This is a genomic window from Stenotrophomonas sp. 278, assembly GCF_003935715.1.
GTDB classification, from domain to species: domain Bacteria; phylum Pseudomonadota; class Gammaproteobacteria; order Xanthomonadales; family Xanthomonadaceae; genus Stenotrophomonas; species Stenotrophomonas maltophilia_AH.
In genome coordinates this window covers 1-1,029 of sequence record NZ_RHPP01000304.1, presented here as the reverse complement: position 1 = coordinate 1,029, position 1,029 = coordinate 1, and the positions used below count along the sequence as shown (strand labels likewise).

The window sequence follows — 1,029 nt, the reverse complement described above, 5'->3', positions numbered from 1 at the left end:
GGGCCTGCGGTTCACCCGGAACACCACCACCCAGTGCGAAGTGACGTGGACCGTCTCCGCCGGAGCCAGCTATTACCAGATTCGTAGCGGCAGCGGGTTGATTGATACCACCTCCGGGTCAGTCTACAGCTACGACGAGCGCTGCCGTCGGCCGTATACCGTGCGAGCGTGCAACGCGCAGGCGTGCTCGGCCTGGTCTACGGGACTGTGATGGCCATGGACAAGGACCTGAATCCGATGACGAGTTCGGCCGACACGCGAGGGATGGGCATGAAAGCAATCCTGGGAGCGCAGTTGCGCAGGGCCGCACTGGTGGTGGTTGGGCTGGTTGCCAGCCTGACCGTCAGTGCCGCTGAGACGTTTGAGTACATCCACACCGATGCACTGGGCTCGCCAGTAGCAGTGACCGACGCCAATGGCGTGGTGATCGAGCGGATGGTGTATGAGCCGTATGGGGCTTTGGTGGGCGGGCCGGTGAAGGATGGGCCGGGATACACGGGGCATGTGTCTGACTCGGCTACTGGTCTAAGCTACATGCAGCAGAGGTACATGGATCCGGAGATCGGGGCGTTCCTCAGTGCTGACCCCGTAACCGCCCACGCGCAGCCTGCGTCTCAGTTCAGCAGATATCGTTACGCAAACAGCAGCCCATACCGAAACATTGATCCGGATGGGAGGCGTGCATGCGGCACGGACACCGGCTGTCAGCTCGAACAGGGGGCATATGGTGGTGTAATGATGGTAAATTCCTCCGGACAAGAGCGGGGAGAGCGGCAGGCGGCGGCGATTGCGACAAGGGCGACGAATGCGGCCAATCAGGCGTTGAGTTCACTGGCAGGTGCGCAATACAAGTCCACTGGCGCAGCAGGGCGAGCCTGGACGAATAAAATTAGGCGAATAGGGGTTCTACCCCGATATCACGGACGGTTCTAAAAGAGCTGCAACCTTCTGATCCTGCTTGGCGACCCTTCTGCGCATCCTAGGGTTGTGGCGTCGCTCGATGTAGTCAAACACATCCGCTCGTGCCGC

Annotated in this window: 1 protein-coding gene and 2 pseudogenes; 2 read left to right on the top strand and 1 reads right to left on the bottom strand. The window is 60.8% G+C overall.

Features of this window, described 5'->3' with window-relative positions:
• Both EGJ34_RS22600 and EGJ34_RS21845 read left to right on the top strand, forming a co-directional pair.
• Positions 1 to 211, top strand: a pseudogene (locus EGJ34_RS22600) (hypothetical protein); the annotation flags it as partial.
• Positions 212 to 216: 5 nt separating this feature from the next.
• Positions 217 to 933: an RHS repeat-associated core domain-containing protein gene (locus EGJ34_RS21845; protein ID WP_260477102.1), complete on the top strand. Its 717-nt coding sequence runs from the start codon at positions 217 to 219 to the stop codon at positions 931 to 933.
• Here the strand turns inward: EGJ34_RS21845 and EGJ34_RS21840 are convergent.
• Positions 907 to 1,029, bottom strand: a pseudogene (locus tag EGJ34_RS21840) (IS3 family transposase); the annotation flags it as partial. The gene EGJ34_RS21845 and the pseudogene EGJ34_RS21840 sit on opposite strands and share 27 nt — an antisense overlap.

Coding starts and splice junctions, on each gene's coding strand:
- EGJ34_RS21845 (WP_260477102.1), top strand. CDS start 217: ATGGACAAGGACCTGAATCCGATGACGAGTTCGGCCGACACGCGAGGG.